Origin of the sequence: Pseudorhodoferax sp. Leaf274, assembly GCF_001422445.1 — a bacterium.
GTDB lineage: Bacteria > Pseudomonadota > Gammaproteobacteria > Burkholderiales > Burkholderiaceae_C > Pseudorhodoferax.
The window spans coordinates 257,328-271,502 of the sequence record NZ_LMNA01000027.1; the positions used below are offsets into that span (position 1 = coordinate 257,328).

The window sequence follows — 14,175 nt, forward strand, 5'->3', positions numbered from 1 at the left end:
GGTGACGATGCAGGGAGACAGCATCGACCGTGCGCCGGACGCGGCCCAACTGGCGCTGCGCGGCCTCCGCGTGCTGGAGATCGGCACCGGGCCAGCGCTGGCCTACACGGGCAAGCTGTTCGCGGACTTCGGCGCCGAGGTGGTCAAGGTCGAGGCGCCGGCCGGCGATGCCTGGGAGCGCATGCCGCCGCTGCTGGACGGGCCCGAGCCGCGCAGTGCCTTGTGGGCCTGGCTGCACACCAACAAGCGCAGCGTGACGGCAGACCCTGCGCGGGACGCGGTCTGGCTGCAACAGCTGGCGCAGGGCTGCGACGTGGTGCTCGATGCGCGCGCGCTCGATGAAGGGCTTGCAGTGCTGGCCCAGCCCATCGCTGGCGCGACGCCGGTGCCCGTGGAGATCGTCTTCACCTGGTTCGGCGAAGACGGGCCGTACAGCGGCTACGCGGGCTCGGAGGCCGTGTGCCGTGCACTGTCGGGGGCCGTCTTCAACAGCGGCCCCGTGGAGGGCCCGCCGCACATGCCGCACGAACTGCAGACCGGCATCGCCGCCGGCCTGGCCGCGTTCTCGGCGGCCGTGGCGGCGTGGATCGGCCGCGCCGATGGAAGCCGCCGCTACGTGCTGAGCATCCATGAGGCGGTGTTCGGCACCGTGGAGATGGAATCCGGCATGGTGCAGGACGGCCGGCACGCGCCGCGCCTGGGCGTGAACCGCTTCTGCGGCACGCACCCCACCGGCATCTACGCCACGGCCGACGGCTGGATCGGCATCTTCACGCACACGCTGGCGCAGTGGGCGGCGCTGTGCGAGGCCATCGGCCGGCCCGAGCTGGCGCACGACCCGCGCTATGCCAACGGCGCCGAACGCATGGCGCGGGCCGACGAGATCGACGCGATGCTGCAGGCCGCCTTGCGCACGCGCACGGCGCAGCAGTGGTTCGAGGACCTGGGCGCGCGCAAGCACCCCACCGTGCTGGTGCCGACCATGGCCGCGCTGCTGGCGCAGGACGTGCACCGCCAGCGCCACGCCTTCGTGCCCGTGCACAGCGGCGCTGCGCACTGCGAAGGCCCCATCGTCCCGCTGCGGCTGGGCGCAGCCGGGCCGCTGCGCGGCGGCGCGGCGCCTGCGCGCGGTGCCGACGATGCGCACTACCGCGGCGCGGGCCTGGACCGGCCAACGGCCCGGGCACCGTCACCGCCGGCCGGCAATGCACAAGGCCTGCCGCTGGCCGGCACCACCATCGTCGACCTGACCATGGGCTGGGCCGGCCCGCTGGCCGCGCGCACGGCGGCCGACCTGGGGGCGCGGGTCATCAAGGTCGAGAGCGCCGTCTACCCCGACTGGTGGCGCGGCGCCAACTTCACCGAGGCGTTTTACCGCGAGCGGCTGTACGAGAAGAATTCGAACTTCAACCTGATGAACCGTAACAAGCAGGGCATCACGCTGGACCTGGCGCGCGACGAGGGCCGGCAGCTGCTGCTGCAGCTCGTGGCCCAGGCCGATGCGGTGATCGAGAACTACTCGGCCGAGGTGCTGCCCAAGCTGGGGCTGGACTACGCGGCGCTGCAAGCTGTCAACCCGCGCCTGGTCATGGTCTCAATGCCGGCCTTCGGCCTGGGCAATGCCTGGAGCGACACGCGCGCCTACGGCGGCACGCTGGAGCAGGCGACCGGCCTGCCGCTGTGCACCGGCCATGCCGACGGGCCGCCGGCCATGACCTCGTACGCGTACGGCGATCCGGTCGGCGGGCTCAACGCGGGCGCAGCCCTACTGCTGGCGCTGTGCGTGCAGCGGGACACCGGCCGCGGCATGCACCTGAACCTGTCGCAGGTCGAGGCCATGCTGCCCATGGCCGCGCCGTTCGTGCTGGAGCAGTCGGTGCACGGCGCGGTGGCCGCGCGGCAGGGCAACCGCCACCCGCTGCACGCGCCGCACGGCTGCTGGCGCTGCGCGGGGCCGGACGACTGGCTCGTCGTGAGCGTGCGCGACGACGGGCAATGGCAGGCGCTATGCGGCGCGCTCGGCCGCCCCGACCTGGCCGCCGATGCCGGCCTCGCGCACGCGCCGGGGCGGCGCGAAGCGCAGGAACGGCTGGACGCCGCCATCGCGGCCTGGACCGCCACGCGCAGCGCCGACATGGCCATGCAGCAGCTGCAGCAGGCCGGCGTCAGCGCCGGCGTGGTGCGCTCCATCCCCCACCTCATGGACGACCCCCACCTGCGCGCACGCGGCTTCTGGCAGCAGCTGGAGCGTACGCACGTGGGCCGGTACCTGAGCGGCAGCGCGCCCTACCGCGATGCCGGCCAGGGCGGCCGGCCGCTGCCGATCCGCCAGGTGGCGCCCACGCTGGGCGAGCACACGGCCCAGGTGCTGGCCGAACGGCTGGGCCTCACGCCGGCGCAACTGGACACACTGGAACGGCAAGGCATCACGGGCCGAAGTGCGCGGCCCAAGGCCGGCCGACCCGCCGCCTGAAAACCGCCAACCACCCACCGCACAACACAAACCCCAAGGAGACCGAGATGAGACAAGCCCAATTTCCTTCCCGCACCACGCGCCGCGCAGCGCTGCACCTGGCACTCGCGCTGGCCTGCGCGGCGGCCGTGCCGGCGCATGCCCAGGACGCCGCCTGGCCCCACAAGCCGATCCGCATGATCGTGCCCTTCCCGGCCGGCTCGTTCACGGACACCGTGGCGCGCGTGGTGTCCGACACGTTGAGCCGCTCGCTGGGCCAGCCCGTGGTGGTGGAGAACAAGGTCGGCGCCAACGGCGTGATCGGCGTGTCCGAGGCCGCGCGCGCCGCGCCGGACGGCTACACGCTGCTGCTGACCAACTCCAGCAGCATCACGATCAACCCGCAGCTCTACCGCAAGCTCAGCTACAAGACGGCCGACCTCGCGCCCGTGACCATGGTGCTGGAGGCGCCCTTCATCCTCACGGTCAACCCCGAGTGGGCGCAGAAGAACGGCATCGCCACCGTGGGCGACATCGTGCAGTTCTCGCGCCGCAACCCGGGCGCGGTGAGCTACGGCTCGCCCGGCGCCGGCAACATCGCCCACCTGAGCTACGCGATGCTGAGCAACCGCACCAAGATCAGCACCACGCACGTGCCCTACAAGAGCACGGCGCAGGCGCAGCTGGCCACCATCGCCGGCGAACTCAACAGCGCGTTCGACGTGCTGACCGCGGTGCCCCACATCCAGGCCGGCAAGCTCAAGGCGCTGGCCGTGACCTCGCCGCAGCGGCTGGCGCAGCTGCCCGACGTGCCCACCATGGAGCAGGCTGGCATCGCCGACTTCAACGTGGCCTTCTGGATCGGCCTGCTGGCGCCCGCCGGCACGCCGCCGCAGATCGTCGCAAAACTCAACAACGCCGCGCAGGGCCTGCTGGCCGATGCCAAGGCCAAGGCAGCCCTGGGCGCGCAGGGCGAACTCACGATGCGCGACCCGGCCACCTTCGCCAAACGCATCGCGGCCGAGGTGCCGGCCTGGGGGGCCGTGATCCAGGCGGAAGGCATCGCGCTGGATTGAAACTGCCGCGCCGCACCATCGTCCATATGGATGATGCGGCGCCATGAGCGCTCCCGTGACACTGCGTCGCGCTTTGCAACATCCATGCGAGGAGGAGTGACCATGACACACCGGGTTCCCACACAGGCTGCGCTGCGCAGCCCCATCTCCAACCGACTGCGCTGGGCATTCGCCAGCATCGGGGCCGCAGCGGCGCTTGCCGCCTGCGGCGGCGGCGGTGACGACAACGAGGCGGCCGCGCCGGCGCCGGCACCTGCGCCGGCACCTGCACCTGCACCGGCTCCCGCCGTCGCCACCACGCTGACCGGCACGGCGGCCACCGGGGCGCCGTTCGCCGGCGCCGCGCTGCAGGTGACCGACGCCAGCGGCGCCACGGTCTGCGACACGACCACCGGCGCCGACGGCAGCTTCACCTGCACGCTGGCACCCACCGTGGCGCGGCCGCTGGTGCTGCGCGCGGTCAAGGACGACCAGGTGCTCTACAGCGCCACGGCCACCACCGGCGACGTGCGCGCCAACGTCACGCCGCTGACGACCATCATCACCGCGCGGCTGGCACCCAACGGCGATCCGTCCAAGCTGGCCGCCTCGCCCCAGTCGGTCACGGCCGCGGCGTTGCAGGCGCAGTCCACGGCCCTGGTTGCCGCCTTGCAACCGCTGCTCACCGCCCTGGGCCTGACGATCGACCCGCTCGCGGGTGCGCTGACCGCCGATGGCACCGGACAGGACAAGCTGCTCGACAGCATCTCCGTGACCGTGCAGCCCAGCGGCACGGCGGCCAACATCGAGGTGACGGTCAAGACCCTTCCGACCAGCGCGGGCGCCCAGCCCGAGCCGCTCAAGTTCAGCAGCAGCGACACGAGCCTGCCGACAGTCTCCACCGCCGTCGTCGCAGCACTCGCGCCAGTGCCTGCTCCGACCAAGGTGGCCGACCTGTTCGCGCGGCTGAATGCCTGCTACGCACTGCCGCTGACGCAGCGCGTCGACAGCGCGAGCAGCGACACGGTCAGTGCCATCGGCACCGCCGCCAATGTGAAGGCCGCGGTCTGCCGCGGCCTGTTCCAGAACAGCGACCCCGCCACCTTCATTTCCAACAAGGTTGGCGTGGGCCGCAACGCCAACAACAGTGGGGCCTTCGCCAGCCTGTTCCGCTCCGGCGCCACCGGCCTGCAGTGGACCGCCGGCGACGTGGAGTTCTTCCGCGCCAACGGCGACATGATCGTCACCTACAAGTGGGTGGACAGCGCCGGCAACCAGGACTTCGACCAGATCGCCGCGCACGCCGATGCCGACGGCACGCTGCGGCTGGTGGGCAACAGCAACACCTACCCGGTCACGATCCGGCCCGTCTCGGAAGACCGCGATCTGCTCAACACGCCAGCCTTCAGCTACTACACCACGGGCTACAACATCCAGATCGACAACCGGACTTCCAATGGCCAGCCGGTCTTCAGCAAGGTGATGGTGACGACGCCGATCGGCCTGACGCTGACCATGCTGCCGACCGCGGGGTTGTCTTACCTCGCAATCGCACCGGATGGCGTAACACCCTCTGGCTCGCCCGTGCTGCGGCTGGCCGGCGCCTACCGCGACACCGCACAGGCCGGCAATCCGCAAGACAAGGAGCCCAACCTGGTCTATGTCACGCCGCAGTACACCGAGCAGCAGATCGCAGCACTGGACAACAACGGCGTCTGGACCATCGAGTTCTTCCATGCCGACAGCAGCGTGGCCAATGTCGTGCAGTACTACCGCACGGTGCGCCGGGCCGAGACCATCGGCGAAATCCGCACCGGCCGCGTGTTCGCCGAGCTGACGCCCGCCGCGCGTGCCGACCTCATCCAGCAGTCGCAGGCGAACGGCTACATCTTCATCGACGTTCCCGATCTGGCCTACATCGACACCCCCGGCGGAGGCGATGCCTGGGCGGTGCCGACGGGGGCGCTGGCGCCGACCTCCATTGGCATCTTTGGGCGCGCGCCATTCGGCAGCACGACCGCAGGCCAGAACGGCCAGCGCTTCAACGACAGCGCGGGTGTGGCCAGCACGGCGCGCAAGACCATCGTCTACTGCTCCGCACAGACCTCGGCCGACAAGCACTGCGACGCTGGCGGCCAGGGCCGCTATGCCGTGGGCACCACCGCCAACATGCTCGAACTGTGGGCCCGCAACCCCAAGCAGCTCGAGGTGAGCAAAAAGGCCGGGCTGTATAAGCTGCAGTGACATTCGGCGGCGGACGCCGCACACGGCAAGGGGGCCATGGGCCCCCTTTTTTCATGGAACGTACGGATTGAGCGGCCTGGATCCCAGGATTTCAAACAGCATCCGGGTTTGAAGTGGGCGGGCAGGGTTATTGCTAGATGGACTAGGGTAAACCCTTGGAGCCCGCCATGATCCAGCCCCTGCACTTCCTTTGGCCGCAACTGCTGTGGCTGCTCTGGGCCGTCCCGCTGTTGGTGCTGGGCTACGTCTGGCTGCTGCGCAGCCGCCGCCAGCCGGTGCTGCGCTACGCGCACGTGGCCCTGGTGCGCCAGGCCATGCTGCCCGGCGGGGCCTGGCGGCGCCACCTGCCACCGGCCCTGCTGCTGGCCGCACTGGCTATGCTGCTGTTCGCGTCGGCCCGCCCGCAGGCCGCGCTGCCGCTGCCCACCGACCAGGCCACCGTGATGCTGGCCGTGGACGTGTCGCTGAGCATGCAGGCCGACGACATCAAGCCGAGCCGGCTCGACGCCGCGCGCGAAGCCGCCAAGGCCTTCGTGCGCCAGCTGCCGGCCGGTGCACGCGTGGGCGTGGTCAGCTTCGCGGGCACGGCACAGGTGGTGCAGCCGCCGACCTACAGCCGCGAGAAGCTGCTCGCCGCCATCGACGCCCTGCACCTGCAGCACGGCACGGCCATGGGCAGCGGCATCGTGGCAGCGCTGTCCGAGCTGTTCCCCAACGAGGCTTTGGACCTGGGCGAGGCCGCCTTCCTGCCGCTGACGGCCCATGCGCCGCGCGCCACACCCAAGCCGGTGCCGGCGCGCCGGGAGACCGACGCCGAGCCGGCCGCCACCATCGTGCTGCTGACGGACGGGCGCAGCAACTTCGGCGTGCACCCGTTGCAGGCCGCCGACATGGCGGCCGCGCGCGGCGTGCGCATCCATGCCGTGGGCCTGGGCACGGTGGAAGCACCCGGCGCCGACCAGGACGACTGGTCCATGGTGCTGCAGCTGGACGAGGCCATGCTGCGCGAGGTGACGGGCATCGCCCATGGCGACTACTTCCGCGCCGGCAGCGCCGAGAGCCTGCTGCAGGTCTACGAGAAGATGGGCGCCCGGCTGCAGGTGCAGATGCGCGAGACCGAACTCTCCGGCCCGCTCGCGCTGGGCGCGCTGCTGCTGATGGCCGGTGCGGCGCTGCTGTCGCTGCTGTGGTGCCAAAGGGTGGCGTGAAAGGTCGCCAGCGCGACGAAGCAAGGGATGCCGCTATGCACGGCGGCCGGGTGCTTTTGATAGATTGCCCGGTCTTCCACGCCACACGCACATCCCCATGGCCCTGATCCAGTACCTGACCCAGATCCAGTTCGACTTCGGCGCCATCCGCCTGCTGTCCGAAGAGTGCAAGCGCATCGGCATCACGCGCCCGCTGGTCGTGACCGACGCCGGCGTGCGCGCCGCCGGCATCCTGCAGAAGGCGCTGGACGCGCTGGGCGACCTGCCCGTCACCGTGTTCGACGAGACGCCCTCCAACCCGACGGAGGCATCGGTGCGCGCCGCGGTCGCGCTGTACCGGCAGGGCCGCTGCGACGGCCTGATCGCCGTGGGCGGCGGCTCGTCCATCGACTGCGCCAAGGGCGTGGCCATCGCCGCCACGCACGAGGGCCCGCTCAAGCACTACGCCACCATCGAGGGCGGTTCGCCACGCATCACCGAGGCGGCGGCGCCCCTGATCGCCGTGCCCACCACCAGCGGCACCGGCAGCGAAGTGGCACGCGGCGCCATCATCATCGTGGACGACCACCGCAAGCTGGGTTTCCACAGCTGGTCGCTGATGCCCAAGGCCGCCATCTGCGACCCCGAACTCACGCTGGGCCTGCCGCCCAAGCTGACGGCTGCCACCGGCATGGACGCGATCGCGCACTGCATGGAGACCTTCATGTCGGCCGCCTTCAACCCGCCGGCCGACGGCATCGCGCTGGACGGGCTGGAGCGCGCCTGGGGCCACATCGAGCGTGCCACCACCGACGGCGGCGACCGCGAAGCGCGGCTCAACCTCATGAGCGCCTCGATGCAGGGCGCCATGGCGTTCCAGAAGGGGCTGGGCTGCGTGCACAGCCTGTCGCACAGCCTGGGCGGGGTCGACCCGCGGCTGCACCACGGCACGCTCAACGCGCTGTTCCTGCCGTCCGTGGTGGCCTTCAATGCGGGTGCGGAATCGGTGCAGAAGGATGCCCGCCTGCAGCGCATGGCGCAGGCCATGCACCTGGACGGGCCTGGCGACATCGGCGAGGCGATCCGCGACATGAACGCGCGCCTGGGCTTGCCCAAGGGCCTGGCGGAGGTGGGCGTGACCTCCGCCCTGTTCGAGCAGATCATCGACGGCGCGATGGCCGACCACTGCCACAAGACCAACCCGCGCCTGGCCACGCGCGAGGACTACCGCGCGATGCTGGACAGCGCGATGTAGCGCCTTTCAGTCCAGGTCCGGCGCCTTCGGCTCGCCCGCAGGCCGCGGCTGGCGCTTGGCAGGCTTGGCCAGGATCTCGACGTAGAACTGCTGGCCGCCGTCCTTCACCACACCATCGATGAGGCCGGTGATGTCCGACAGGTGCACGATGCCGGACGATGCCTCGTCCGCGCCGAAGCGGCAGTCGAAGTCCCAGAAGTCCGCGCCTTCGGGCAGCTCGCGGCGGCGTTCGCGCTTGATGTACTTGCGGATCTCGTGCTTGGTGGCGTCGAGCAGGCGGTCGGGGTGCTTGCCCTCGACCTGGAGCGGGAATGTTTTTCTCATGGGTGATCGTAACCCTCGTGGCGCACCGGCTTCGCAGCAAGGCGCAGTACAGTTGGCGCCCTCGACGAAGGCAGGTGAAAGACATGGCACGCGCAAACGACTGGTCCAGCAAGCTGATGGCATTGATCAACGGCGGCAACCAGAGCGCGGCCATTGCGCAGATCAAGGTGGCGCCGACGCTCAAGGACCTGCAGGCGCTGCAGACCATCATGACGCTGTCGAAGATGAAGGGCCGCTATCCACGCGTGGACGCGGCCATCACCGACAACCTGGCGCTGCTGTCGGCGCCGCGGCTGCACCGCTCGCCCTGAGCCCTGCACCCAGGGCCTGGCGGCTGGCCTACTGCCCGCTGCCCGGCAGCGCGTAGGCGATCACGTAGTCGCCGCGGTCGGGCGACTGGCGCGCACCGCCTGCCGTGATCAGCACGTACTGGCGCCCGCTCTTGGGCGACACATAGGTCATCGGGCCGCCCTGGCTGCCCACCGGCAGGCGGGCCTTCCAGACTTCCTTGCCGCTGGCGCTGTCGAAGGCGCGCAGGTAGTAGTCCTGCGTGCCGGCGAAGAACACCAGGCCCGACTGCGTGGCCAGCGACGGCCCCAGCGTGGGCATGCCGATAGGGATCGGCAGGCGCATCTTGATGCCCAGCGGGCCGGTGTCCTGCACCGTGCCGACCGGCACCTGCCACAGCAGCTGGCGGCTCTTGAGGTCGATGGCCGACATCGTGCCGAACGGCGGCGCCTGGCACGGGATGCCCAGCTGCGACAGGAAGCGCTGGCGCATGGCGCCATACGGCGTGCCTTCCTGCGGCACGGCGCCCATCTCGATGCCGCTGGCGTTCTTGGGCATCTTCTCGCGCGGGATCATGTAGTTGGCCAGGCCCAGGCGCATGTCGTTGACGAACATGGTGTGCGTGGTCGGGTCCACCGACACGCTACCCCAGTTCATGCCGCCCAGCGAGCCCGGCATCTGCAGCGCGTGGTCCAGGCCCGGCGGGGTGTAGACGCCTTCGCTGCGCATGCCCTTGAAGCTGATGCGGCACAGCAGCTGGTCGAACGGCGTGGCGCCCCACATGTCGGACTCCACCAGCGTGGTGTTGCCGATCGACGGCATGCCGACCGAGAACGGCTGCGTGGGCGCATAGCGCTCGCCCGGCAGATTGCCCTGCGGCACGGGCTTTTCCTGCACCTCGGCCAGCGGCACGCCGGTCTCGCGGTTCAGCATGAAGATCTCGCCCTGCTTGGTGGTCTGCACCAGTGCCGGATCGGTGCCGCCCTGGGCGTTGGGCACGTCGATCAGCAGCGGCTGGGACGGCAGGTCGAAGTCCCACAGGTCGTGGTGCGTGGTCTGGAAGTGCCAGCGCACGCGGCCGGTGGCGGCCTCCAGCGCCACGATGGACGAGCTGTACTTCTCCTCCTCGGGCGTGCGGTGCGCGCCCCAGAAGTCGGGCGTGGCGTTGCCCGTGGGCAGGTAGACCAGGCCCAGCTTGGCGTCATACGACATCGCGGCCCAGACGTTGGGCGAGCCGCGCGTGTAGGTCTGGCCCTCGGGCGGCAGCCTGGTGATGGCGGGGTTGCCCGAATCCCAGGCCCAGGTGAGTTCACCCGTGACCACGTCGAAGGCGCGCACCACGCCGGGCGGCTCGTCGACCGACCAGTTGTCGGCCACGCGGCCGCCCACGACGACCATGCGGCCGGCGACCAGCGGCGTGGACGTCTGCTGGTACCAGCCGAACTTGATGTCGCCCATACCGACCGACAGGTCGACCGTGCCGTCCTTGCCGAAATCGGCGCAGGGCTTGCCGGTCTTGGCGTCGATGGCGATCAGGCGCGCATCCAGCGTGGGCAGGAACAGGCGCTGGCGGCAGACGGCCGCCGGCTGCGCGGTGGCAACGGGCGCCTCGGCGTCCTGGTCGAAGTAGCCCAGGCCGCGGCAGCGCTGCCAATTGGGGGCCTTGGCCTGCGGGTCGAACTTCCAGCGCTCGGCGCCGGTGTCGGCGTCCAGCGCCAGCACGCGGCCGTAGGCGGTGCAGACGTAGACCGTGTCGCCCACCTGCAGCGGTGTGTTCTGGTCTTCGGCGCCCGCGCCGGTGCTCTGCGGCACATCGCCGGTATGGGCCGTCCAGGCCACCTGCAGCTCGCCCACGTTGGCGCGCGTGATCTGGTCCAGCGCCGCGAAGCGGCTGCCGGCGGTGGTGTTGCCCCAGTGCAGCCAGTCCTTTTGCGCGGCGCCGGGCGCCACGGGCGTGGCCGCTTGCGCCGGGTTCTGCGCTGCGACGACGGGCATGGGCACGAAGGCGTAGCCGCCCGTGGCGACGAGCGCGGCCACCAGCACGGCGGCCACCGCGTAGGCGCCCTTGCCGGGCCGGCCACCCGCGGCGCGGACCAGCGCCGGATAGGCCAGCGCCATCAGCACGCCCAGCACGCCGAAGGCCACGAGGCGCGAGACCAGCGGCCAAAAGCGCAGGCCCACGTCGACCAGCGCCCAGAAGGCGGTGCCCACCAAGGCCAGCGCGAACAGCCAGGCGCCGGCCGGGTTGCGCCGCACGACCAGGAAACCACTGGCCAGCAGCGCGATGCCGGCCAGCACGAAGTACCAGCTGCCGCCCAGGCTGGCAAGCCAGGCGCCGCCGACGGCCAGGAAGGCGCCCATCAGGAGCGTGAGCGCGCCCAGCGCGACGAGGGGCCAGCGGCGGCCCCGGTGTTGTTGTTCGGTGTCTGTCATCGGAATGTCGGGTGCTTGCAGAGCATGCAGCGGCGCGGTGCGGCCGCTGCGGCGAGCCCGGCATTCTCGCAAAACTGAGGGTTAACCCTTATTCACCCCTGCGGAGACCGCCCTGGCAACAGGGCGGCTGCCGTCAGCCGCGCTTGCCGCGGGCCTTGGCCGGCGCGGGCAGCTCGTCCAGGGCTTGCACGTCGTCTTCCTGTTCATCGTCTTCCTCTTCGTCCTCTTCTTCGGCGTAGGCGTCATCGTCATCGGCATCGACGCCACCCAGCGGCTGCTGGGCCAGCGCGTCGATCAGGTGCTTGCGGAACTCGGCCAGCTTGCGCGCCGACCTGGCGATGTCCTTGTTGTCCTGGTCGGCCACCTTGCCGACCAGCAAGGCGGGGTCGGCGTCGAGAATCTCGGCGATGAAACCGTCGGCCAAGTCGGCGGCGGCGAGCATCTGGGCAAAGCTGGGTGCGTGCGGCATGGAAAGGCTCCAGGGTGGCGAAGAGGCCCATGGTGCGGGCGGCATGTGACACCCGCATCACAGCGCAGTCCCGGCCCGCCCTGCCCCGCCTCAGCCGCCTCAGCTGCCATACAGCAGCGACTCAGCAGCGCGCGGCCAGCCAGTCCAGCAGCGCGCCGCGCACCGGCGCCAGGCCGCGGTAGGCCAGCACCGCCGGACTCATGCTGGCCAGCGCCTCGCGCAATCGTGCGGCCTGCGCCGGCGTGGCCACGGCCTGCGCCAGCGGCCGCACCTCCACCAGGATCGTGAACACCGCCTGCGCCGCGCCCGGCACGGGGATGAAGGTCTGCCGCTCGGTCCGCCACCAGGCGTTGGCGACATCCACGCCGGCCCAGCCATGGGCGGGCACATGGTCCGGGTGCGCCTGCAGCCGGCTGCCCGGCGCGATCGTCCAGACGAAGCGCTCCCAGTGCGCTGGCCCGCTCACGAGCTGCGCCAGGCCCCGGGCCGCGTGGAGCAGCAGCGCGTTGTCGGCCACCGGGGCATGCACTTCGGCGAATGGGCGGCCGACCTTGCGCTCGGGCGCCCAGTGCGAAGGCAGCGCCACGGCCAGCCAGGGGATGCGGGTGGTGGCGGCGTCGAGGATGGCGAAGTCCTCGGCGAAGGCCAGGGCCAGCAAGCCCGCGAGCCGCCAGCCGGCGGGCAGCGCCTGCAGACACTGCAGGGCATCGGCGTTCGCCGCTGCGTGTACGGCGTCGGCGTTGGCCGCTGCATGTAGGGTCTCGGCGCTGGCCATCGCGTGCAGGGCGCGCGGCGTGTCGCCAGCCACGGCCAGGCCCAGCGCGGGCGCGCGGGCCTCGTGCCCGTCCCAGGTCCAGGCGGCGGGCTGTTCGGCGGCCGCGTGGCGGCACAGCTGCGCCAGGGCCGGCTGGGGATCGAAGCCCGGCGCGCGGCACAGGGCTTGGCCGGCGCGCGTGGACAGCACGGCCAGCTTCTCGCGCCAGTGCGCGCCGCCCACCGGCATCGGCGTGAGCTGGGCGGCACCGGCCTGCAGGCGGCGCAGCCCGGGCTGCATGCGGAACGGCGCCTGGACGGCGGCATCGAAGTCGAACGGCATGCGCGCATGGTGGCAGACGGCGGCCATGCCGCCCCGCATCACCCCATGCGGACACGGCATGCCCGGCCCCACCCGTCCAGGCACGGTTCCTGTATCTTCCGCCGCGCCCCGGGACACCGGCCTGGCGCCATGCACCACAAGGTGGCGCGCGCCGCGCCGGCGCCCGGGCCATACGCAAACACTCCAGGAGCTTTCCTCATGCATTTCCCCTCCCGCTTCCGCGCGTTCGCGGCCAGTGCCGCACTGCTGGCGGCCAGCGCCATCGCCCATGCCCAGGCCCTGCCCAATGTGGTGATCCTGGCCACCGGCGGCACCATCGCCGGGGCCGGCGCATCCGCCGCCAACAGCGCCACCTACGCCGCCGCCAAGGTGCCGGTGGACAAGCTGATCGCCGGCCTGCCGGAAATCTCCAAGGTCGCCAACGTCAAGGGCGAGCAGGTGTTCCAGATCGCCTCGGAAAGCTTCACCAACGAGCACCTGCTGACGCTGGCCAAGCGCGTCTCGGCGCTCGCCAAGCAGGGCGACGTGGACGGCATCGTCGTCACCCACGGCACCGACACGCTGGAAGAAACCGCCTACTTCCTGAACCTCGTGGTGCGCACCAGCAAGCCCATCGTGGTGGTCGGCTCCATGCGCCCGGGCACCGCGCTGTCGGCCGATGGCGCGCTGAACCTGTACGACGCCGTCAACGTGGCGGCCAGCAAGGACGCCATGGGCAAGGGCGTGCTGGTCACGATGAACGACGAGATCAACAGCGGCCGCGACGTCAGCAAGTCCATCAACATCAAGACCGAAGCCTTCAAGAGCCAGTGGGGCGCGCTGGGCATGATCGTCGAGGGCAAGAACTACTGGTTCCGTGCGCCGGTCAAGCGCCACACCGCGCAGTCGGAGTTCAACATCGACGAGATCACCGCGCTGCCGCAGGTCGACATCGCCTACGGTTACGGCAACGTGCCGGCTTCCAGCGTCGAGGCGATCGGCAAGGGCGCCAAGGCCATCATCCACGCCGGCACCGGCAACGGCTCGGTGGCCGACCGCGTGGTGCCCACGCTGCAGAAGCTGCGCGCCGACGGCGTGCAGGTGATCCGCAGCGCGCGCGTGCCCGCCGGCTTCGTGCTGCGCAACGCCGAGCAGCCCGACGACAAGTACGACTGGGTGGTCGCGCACGACCTGAACCCGCAGAAGGCCCGCATCCTGGCCATGGTCGCGCTGACCAAGCCGCTGAGCTCGGCCGACCTGCAGCGCGTCTTCTGGGAATACTGATCGGCGATCCGGGGCCTGCCACGGCGCAGGCCCCGCACCGCAGCTGATCCAGCGCTGCAACGCGGCGCCCTGCAAGAAAAAGGGTAACTCCCTATAATCGTTAGCAAGC

At 71.0% G+C, this 14,175-nt stretch carries 11 protein-coding genes; 7 read left to right on the forward strand and 4 right to left on the reverse strand.

Annotated elements, in window-relative coordinates; all coding sequences use genetic code 11:
• Positions 1-7 precede the first annotated feature (7 nt).
• The 5 genes from ASF44_RS23505 to ASF44_RS23525 all read left to right on the forward strand — a co-directional run bounded on the left by ASF44_RS23505 (position 8) and on the right by ASF44_RS23525 (position 8,193).
• Positions 8-2,473: a CoA transferase gene (locus ASF44_RS23505; protein ID WP_056901773.1), complete on the forward strand. Its 2,466-nt coding sequence runs from the start codon at positions 8-10 to the stop codon at positions 2,471-2,473.
• A 47-nt stretch (positions 2,474-2,520) separates the two neighbouring features.
• On the forward strand, positions 2,521-3,528 hold the full coding sequence (locus ASF44_RS23510; protein ID WP_056901675.1) for a tripartite tricarboxylate transporter substrate binding protein: 1,008 nt from the start codon (positions 2,521-2,523) through the stop codon (positions 3,526-3,528).
• A 102-nt stretch (positions 3,529-3,630) separates the two neighbouring features.
• Positions 3,631-5,751 (forward strand): carboxypeptidase regulatory-like domain-containing protein, encoded by a 2,121-nt coding sequence (locus tag ASF44_RS32625; RefSeq protein WP_156374640.1) that lies wholly within the window; start codon positions 3,631-3,633, stop codon positions 5,749-5,751.
• A gap of 167 nt (positions 5,752-5,918) precedes the next feature.
• Entirely contained in the window at positions 5,919-6,959 is a 1,041-nt protein-coding gene (locus ASF44_RS23520; RefSeq protein WP_235579320.1) for a VWA domain-containing protein, read from the forward strand.
• Positions 6,960-7,056: 97 nt separating this feature from the next.
• Entirely contained in the window at positions 7,057-8,193 is a 1,137-nt protein-coding gene (locus ASF44_RS23525) for an iron-containing alcohol dehydrogenase (RefSeq protein WP_056901677.1), read from the forward strand.
• Between the two features lie 6 nt (positions 8,194-8,199).
• Here the strand turns inward: ASF44_RS23525 and ASF44_RS23530 are convergent, their stop codons facing one another.
• Positions 8,200-8,517, reverse strand: a complete 318-nt coding sequence (locus ASF44_RS23530; protein WP_056901678.1) for a DUF6172 family protein — start codon at positions 8,515-8,517, stop codon at positions 8,200-8,202.
• Between the two features lie 83 nt (positions 8,518-8,600).
• Here ASF44_RS23530 and ASF44_RS23535 point away from each other — a divergent pair, with 83 nt between their 5' ends.
• Positions 8,601-8,828, forward strand: coding sequence for a hypothetical protein (locus tag ASF44_RS23535; protein WP_056901679.1), 228 nt, complete (start codon positions 8,601-8,603; stop codon positions 8,826-8,828).
• Between the two features lie 28 nt (positions 8,829-8,856).
• On the opposite strand, the gene ASF44_RS23540 is transcribed toward ASF44_RS23535, so the two are convergent.
• From ASF44_RS23540 to ASF44_RS23550, 3 genes are all read right to left on the reverse strand, one after another.
• On the reverse strand, positions 8,857-11,238 hold the full coding sequence (locus ASF44_RS23540; RefSeq protein ID WP_056901680.1) for a glucose/quinate/shikimate family membrane-bound PQQ-dependent dehydrogenase: 2,382 nt from the start codon (positions 11,236-11,238) through the stop codon (positions 8,857-8,859).
• 133 nt (positions 11,239-11,371) lie between these two features.
• On the reverse strand, positions 11,372-11,707 hold the full coding sequence (locus tag ASF44_RS23545; RefSeq protein WP_056901681.1) for a hypothetical protein: 336 nt from the start codon (positions 11,705-11,707) through the stop codon (positions 11,372-11,374).
• A gap of 121 nt (positions 11,708-11,828) precedes the next feature.
• The gene (locus ASF44_RS23550; RefSeq protein WP_162243862.1) at positions 11,829-12,830 is read right to left on the reverse strand and encodes a heme-dependent oxidative N-demethylase subunit alpha family protein; all 1,002 of its coding nucleotides are present in this window, start codon (positions 12,828-12,830) and stop codon (positions 11,829-11,831) included.
• Between the two features lie 171 nt (positions 12,831-13,001).
• Here ASF44_RS23550 and ASF44_RS23555 point away from each other — a divergent pair, with 171 nt between their 5' ends.
• Positions 13,002-14,066, forward strand: a complete 1,065-nt coding sequence (locus tag ASF44_RS23555) for a type II asparaginase (protein ID WP_056901683.1) — start codon at positions 13,002-13,004, stop codon at positions 14,064-14,066.
• The last annotated feature ends 109 nt before the right edge of the window (positions 14,067-14,175 follow it).

Bases quoted from the DNA above. Each gene is read 5' to 3' on its own strand.
- ASF44_RS23525 (WP_056901677.1), top strand. From the start codon at position 7,057: ATGGCCCTGATCCAGTACCTGACCCAGATCCAGTTCGACTTCGGCGCC.
- ASF44_RS32625 (WP_156374640.1), top strand. From the start codon at position 3,631: ATGACACACCGGGTTCCCACACAGGCTGCGCTGCGCAGCCCCATCTCC.
- ASF44_RS23535 (WP_056901679.1), top strand. From the start codon at position 8,601: ATGGCACGCGCAAACGACTGGTCCAGCAAGCTGATGGCATTGATCAAC.
- ASF44_RS23530 (WP_056901678.1), bottom strand. From the start codon at position 8,517: ATGAGAAAAACATTCCCGCTCCAGGTCGAGGGCAAGCACCCCGACCGC.
- ASF44_RS23520 (WP_235579320.1), top strand. From the start codon at position 5,919: ATGATCCAGCCCCTGCACTTCCTTTGGCCGCAACTGCTGTGGCTGCTC.
- ASF44_RS23555 (WP_056901683.1), top strand. From the start codon at position 13,002: ATGCATTTCCCCTCCCGCTTCCGCGCGTTCGCGGCCAGTGCCGCACTG.
- ASF44_RS23550 (WP_162243862.1), bottom strand. From the start codon at position 12,830: ATGGCCGCCGTCTGCCACCATGCGCGCATGCCGTTCGACTTCGATGCC.
- ASF44_RS23510 (WP_056901675.1), top strand. From the start codon at position 2,521: ATGAGACAAGCCCAATTTCCTTCCCGCACCACGCGCCGCGCAGCGCTG.
- ASF44_RS23545 (WP_056901681.1), bottom strand. From the start codon at position 11,707: ATGCCGCACGCACCCAGCTTTGCCCAGATGCTCGCCGCCGCCGACTTG.
- ASF44_RS23540 (WP_056901680.1), bottom strand. From the start codon at position 11,238: ATGACAGACACCGAACAACAACACCGGGGCCGCCGCTGGCCCCTCGTC.
- ASF44_RS23505 (WP_056901773.1), top strand. From the start codon at position 8: ATGCAGGGAGACAGCATCGACCGTGCGCCGGACGCGGCCCAACTGGCG.